Source organism: Synechococcus sp. OH2 (assembly GCF_047462155.1).
GTDB lineage: Bacteria > Cyanobacteriota > Cyanobacteriia > Thermostichales > Thermostichaceae > Thermostichus.
Genome location: NZ_JANSIR010000056.1, coordinates 31,356 through 36,901, shown reverse-complemented (window position 1 = coordinate 36,901; position 5,546 = coordinate 31,356). Strand labels below are relative to the sequence as shown.

Annotated in this window: 3 protein-coding genes and 1 CRISPR repeat array; all 3 genes read right to left on the bottom strand. The window is 60.5% G+C overall.

The window, feature by feature from the left end:
* Positions 1–41: 41 nt before the first annotated feature.
* Positions 42–1,511: a CRISPR direct-repeat array (repeat unit 36 nt; unit sequence GGTTCCCCTTCGGGGGGATCCCTAGAAATTGGAAAC).
* Positions 1,512–1,571: 60 nt separating this feature from the next.
* The gene (gene crtH, locus NW835_RS04535; RefSeq protein WP_414414627.1) at positions 1,572–3,137 is read right to left on the bottom strand and encodes a carotenoid isomerase; all 1,566 of its coding nucleotides are present in this window, start codon (positions 3,135–3,137) and stop codon (positions 1,572–1,574) included.
* A 97-nt stretch (positions 3,138–3,234) separates the two neighbouring features.
* Positions 3,235–4,179, bottom strand: a complete 945-nt coding sequence (locus tag NW835_RS04530) for an ABC transporter permease (protein ID WP_414414626.1) — start codon at positions 4,177–4,179, stop codon at positions 3,235–3,237.
* Positions 4,173–5,294: an ABC transporter ATP-binding protein gene (locus tag NW835_RS04525; protein WP_414414625.1), complete on the bottom strand. Its 1,122-nt coding sequence runs from the start codon at positions 5,292–5,294 to the stop codon at positions 4,173–4,175. The genes NW835_RS04530 and NW835_RS04525 overlap by 7 nt, the downstream gene beginning before the upstream one ends.
* Positions 5,295–5,546: the final 252 nt, after the last annotated feature.

The following is a 5,546-nucleotide window of genomic DNA, read 5'->3' as shown; positions in this document are numbered from 1 at the left end:
ACCCCACCGATTGGACAAGTATTCAGAGAAGGCCGTCTTCCGGTTCCCCTTCGGGGGGATCCCTAGAAATTGGAAACTGCCCTACGGCTGGCTCGAACTCGCCACAGCATTCCACCAGGTTCCCCTTCGGGGGGATCCCTAGAAATTGGAAACATTATCTTAGTTTCAAGTTGATTCATCGCCAACTTGAGTGGTTCCCCTTCGGGGGGATCCCTAGAAATTGGAAACTCTACCGGTTGCTTTTTCACGGGGGGGCCAACATAAGGTTCCCCTTCGGGGGGATCCCTAGAAATTGGAAACTCCCCGCAATAACGAGCCCGGATGTACGAATTTTCGAGGGTTCCCCTTCGGGGGGATCCCTAGAAATTGGAAACTGACTGAAACAAGGCAGTCTGGCGTCAGTACACCGTCGGTTCCCCTTCGGGGGGATCCCTAGAAATTGGAAACCTCGTTGACGTCGTGAATGTAGCGAATTAACTCTTGTCGGTTCCCCTTCGGGGGGATCCCTAGAAATTGGAAACTTGTCGGTTATTTGGCCTCTTCTACCACCTCAACGAGATGGCGGTTCCCCTTCGGGGGGATCCCTAGAAATTGGAAACGGCAAGCGGGCCGCCACCACGTTGGTAGCTAGAGGAATGGTTCCCCTTCGGGGGGATCCCTAGAAATTGGAAACTTAATCAAAGGCTTCGCCTTAGCGGCAAAACCTAGCACAAGGTTCCCCTTCGGGGGGATCCCTAGAAATTGGAAACAGCCGAAGCAGCACTTCTTTTGATTCATCGCTGAGCTTGGTTCCCCTTCGGGGGGATCCCTAGAAATTGGAAACGTCACGCTTGACTGTGTTCAGGTAGTCTAGGGCCTCTTTGGGTTCCCCTTCGGGGGGATCCCTAGAAATTGGAAACTTGAACTGTGTGGAGTCTTGCGCGTATTGGCTAAGAAGTTCCCCCTTCGGGGGGATCCCTAGAAATTGGAAACCTCGGCAGTCTTATCTTGCCGACCAGGAGGGGATGGTGTTCCCCCTTCGGGGGGATCCCTAGAAATTGGAAACATGACTGCGTCGACGCCGCAGGCATCGAGCAGGACGGAGGTTGTTCCCCCTTCGGGGGGATCCCTAGAAATTGGAAACTGCAACGCCCCCTTATTGGGGAACAGCGTTGCAAGCTGGTTCCCCTTCGGGGGGATCCCTAGAAACTGGAAACATCAAAACGCACACGCCCCTCGACAACTCGCAGGGCGTAGACGTTCCCCCTTCGGGGGGATCCCTAGAAATTGGAAACCAGAACGCCACTTTTCCAGATTGTTTTACCGGCCACGCAAGCGGTTCCCCCTTCGGGGGGATCCCTAGAAATTGGAAACAAGGAGTCCTTGGCGTCGGCCCCGCCGAATTTCAACACACCGGGTTCCCCCTTCGGGGGGATCCCTAGAAATTGGAAACTCCCCGACGTATTTTGCAATGACGAGGTTTGGCTCCATGGTTTGTTCCCCCTTCGGGGGGATCCCTAGGGAGTGGAAACTAAGAGCAACAAACAAAAGCCCCCGCGTTGGCGGGGGCTACTTCTTGTTCCTAGGGATCCCTAGGAATTGGAAAGGTCTACAGCTACCCGGTGGGCACAGGCAAACCCGGAGAAGGCGACGGCGTTGAGGCCTTGGCCGGGGAAGGTGCTATCGCCCACGCAGTAGAGGTTGCGAATGGCGGTGCGGTTGAAGGGCATGCCCAAGAGGCCCCAGGGAGTGCCGCGAGGGATGGGGCCGTAGGTGCCGTTAACACGGCCCAAGAAGCGGCGGTGGGTGCGGGGAGTGCCCACCTCCAGCAGCTCAATGTGGGATCCCAGCTCTGGCCAGAGGGCCTCCAGGCGGCGGATAAGGCGTTTGGCTGCCGCTTGTTTTTGCTGCCGGTACTGCTCCGGGCCTAAGCCCTGCCAGGTCTGCATCCAACTGGGGGTAAAAGCATGGACGATGTGGCGGCCCGGCGGGGCCAGCTCCGGATCCAAGAGGGTGGGGATGGAGACGAAGATCGTGCCCTGCTCCGCCTCCAGGTCTTGCCAATCTTCTAGAAGAATGTGGTGACAGTAGCGCTCGCCAGCCAGAGCCTCAGCCCGCACCCCCAGGTGCAGGCTCAAGAAGCTGGGAGACTGTTGGTAGCGGCTTTGCCAGTGCCGCTCCGCTGCCGGCAGGGATCCCGGCCAGAGGCGCTCAAAGGTATCCCAGCGGGTGGCATTGGAGATGATCTTGCGAGCAAAGAGCTTTTCCCCCCTGGAGAGCTCAACGCCCACGGTGCAGCCCCGTTCTTCCAAAATCCGCCGCACCGGCGCCCCGTAGCGGATTTGCCCCCCACAGGCCTCTAGCCCCTGGGCCAACTTCTGGGCAATCTGCCCCACCCCTCCCTTGGGGTAGTTGACGCCGCCGTAGTGGCGATCACAAAACACCATGCCGGCGTTGATCATGGGCGTGCGATCTGCCGGCACCACCGACCAGCAGTAGCACTCCATATCCACAAAGCGCCGCAGCGCCGGATTGCGGAGGTAGCGCCGCGCCACCTGGCCCACATTCACCGGCAAGTAGCGGGCCAAGGTCAGGCAGGCGCGGGGGTTACCGACAAAAGAGCGCCAGAGATAGCCCCACTCCTCCAAAGAGAGGAGCTCCATGGCGTTGAGGCTGTTGAAGATAGGCCAGAAGCTGTCGTAGAAGCGGCGGATGCTGCCCGCTTCTTGAGGGAAATAGCTGGCTAGCTCCTGCAAAAACTGCTCGTAGTCCCGGTGCACACGCGGGCTAAGCCCCTGGGGCAGGTGGTAGGCAATCTGCACCGGGTCGGGGATGGATTCCAAAGACTGGCCCACAGCAGCCAGGGCGCGGGTGAGCAAGTTGGTGGTACCTTGAGTGCCCAGGCCAAAGATCATGGAGGCCCCGACATCAAAGCGGTAGGTCCCGTTGCCGTTGGGATCCGGGCGCTCAAAGTAGCCAGCGCTGCCACCAGGGATGAGGTATTTTTCCAACACCAACACCTGGTAGCCTTTGGCCGCCAACTGGGTGGCCGCCACCAGCCCGCCGATCCCAGCGCCGATGACAATGACATCCCAACCAGAAGAGGGAGAAGCGGGAGTGGCTGTAGCCTGAGGTCGAGAAGAGAGCGTTTGGGTCAAGGGATCCTTACTAGTACAATGCCAGTATCTCAACCTAGCAGAGCTTGCCAGCAAGCGGCGCAGGGCACTTGGGCAATCCCTTGGAGCTCGCAACGATTCAGAGCAAGTCTTTGAGGCCGCGGCTGCCAGCATAGCGGCTGTAGGCGTAGATTAACCCCAGGCTTAGCCCAGTTACCAGAAAGCTAAGGGCCGCTCCAAAGGGGTAGTCCAGGCTGGCGCCAAACTGCATCTGAATGACATTGCCAATTAGCAAGGTCTTGCTGCCCCCCAGCAAGTCCGGTACCACGAACATGCCCAGCGCTGGGATGGCCACCAGGATCAAGCCCGCCGCCAGCCCCGGCAGCGTTTGGGGAAAAAGCACCCACCAGAAGACCTGCCAGCCGTTGGCGTAGAGATCCCGGGCTGCCTCCGCCAGGCGCCAGTCAATGCGCTCCACTGCGGTGTAGAGGGGCAAGACCATGTAGGGCAAAAAGGTATAGACCATGCCCAGGTACACGGCCAGCCAGCTGGGGTAGAGAGCCGTCTGCGGTGGGATCCAGCCCAGCCAGGCGGCCAGGCGGGCCAGCCACCCTTCTGGCGCCAACACCACCATCCAGGCGTAGGTGCGAATCACTAGGTTAATCCAAAAGGGCACCACCACCAGCGTCAGCAGGAGATCCCGCTGCTGGGGCGGGTGGGCGGCAATAAAGAAAGCCAGGGGATAGGCCAGCAGCATACAGAAGAAAGTGGTGACTGCCGCCACCACCAGGCTGCGACCCAGGATCTGCCAGTAGATGGACGTCCAGCCCAGGGGGCCGTAGCCGAGAATGCGCAGGTAGTTGGCCAGCGTCAGGGGCAGTCCCACCTGGCCAAACTCGCCGCGGCTGAGAAAGCTGCAGGCCAAGAGCAGCAGTCCCGGCAGCACCAAAAACACCACCACCCACAGCACCCCCGGCCCGGCAAAGATGAGGCTGTGCAGCAGCTCCTGCCAGGGGGAGAGCAATTCCCCGGCGCGCACCTGGGCACGCTGGCCAGAAGAAGGGATCCCTGGCCATCTCAGCATGGGGGATCCTCCTGCCGGGGATCCGGCCGCAGGCGCACCAGGCTCTTGGGGGGCAGGTGGGCCACCAGCGCCTCGCCGATCTCAAACCCCGCCTCCTCAATATCCGTGTTGAGGGCGGTGGCCTTGAGCTGCTGTCCATTGGCCGTCTGCAGCAAGTACTGGTTCTCCGCCCCGGTGTAGATGAGGTTTTCCACCCGCACCGGCACTTGGTTGGGCAGCAGATCCCAGCCGCTACGGGAAAGCTGAATCTTTTCTGGGCGGATGGCCAACTGCACCGGCTCCAAGTTGGGCTGGATCCCGGGCACTTTGAGCTTGCCTAGGGGCGTATCCACGCAGTCGGTGCCACAGGCGATCCCTTGGATAAGGTTGCTGGCTCCCAGAAAGTCCGCCACAAAGGCCGTTGCCGGCCGCTCGTACACCTCGTCAATGGGGCCGACTTGCTCAATGCGTCCGGCCCGCATCACCGCCACCCGGTCGCTGGTAACCAAGGCCTCCTCCTGGTCGTGGGTAACGAAAATAAACGTCATGCCCAGGCGGCGCTGCAATTCGCACAACTGCACCTGAAGCTGCTTGCGCAACTTAGCATCCAACGCCGAGAGCGGCTCATCCAATAGCAGCACCTCCGGCTCATTGACCAAGGCGCGGGCCAGGGCCACCCGCTGCTGCTGCCCCCCGGAGAGTTCCTGGGGCTTGCGCTTAGCCAGATCCCCGATCTCCACCAATTCCAGGGCAGCAGCCACCCGCTTGTGAAGGGCCTCCCCTCGCACCCCCCGCATGCGCAGGCCAAAGGCAACGTTTTCCTCCACCGTCATAAAGGGAAAAAGGGCATAGCTCTGAAACACGGTGTTGACATTGCGCTTGTGGGCGGGCAGGTGGCTTACGGGGCGCCCGCGGATCACTACCTCGCCAGCATCGGCCATTTCCAGGCCAGCGATGATGTGTAGCAAAGTGGTCTTGCCGCAGCCAGAGGGGCCCAATAGGCCAAAAAACTCGCCTCGCCGAATCTGCAAGGTGATGCCATCGAGAGCCACGAAGTTGCCAAAGCGCTTGCGAATCCCCTTGAGCTCCACATCCCAGTCAGGATTCTGGGAAAGGCCAGCACTGATGCCTGCCATCGCGGTTAACAGCCTTGCACTACTCTTAACCCAGTATGCAGGTTTGCGGTGCAGGGGGGTGGGCAGGCGGGCGCCCTACAGCCATTCCGCCTCCGGCGTTTCTTCCCCTGCTTGCTCCTGGGCCCCCCAGACCCAAGCGGTGAGGTCCTGGGCAGGGATCCCTTGCGGCATGAGCCCGTGGCAGCGGGAGCAAAACAGACAACTGGCACAGCGTTCACCGTAGGGGATCCCGGGAAAGTCCTGCGCCTCCAG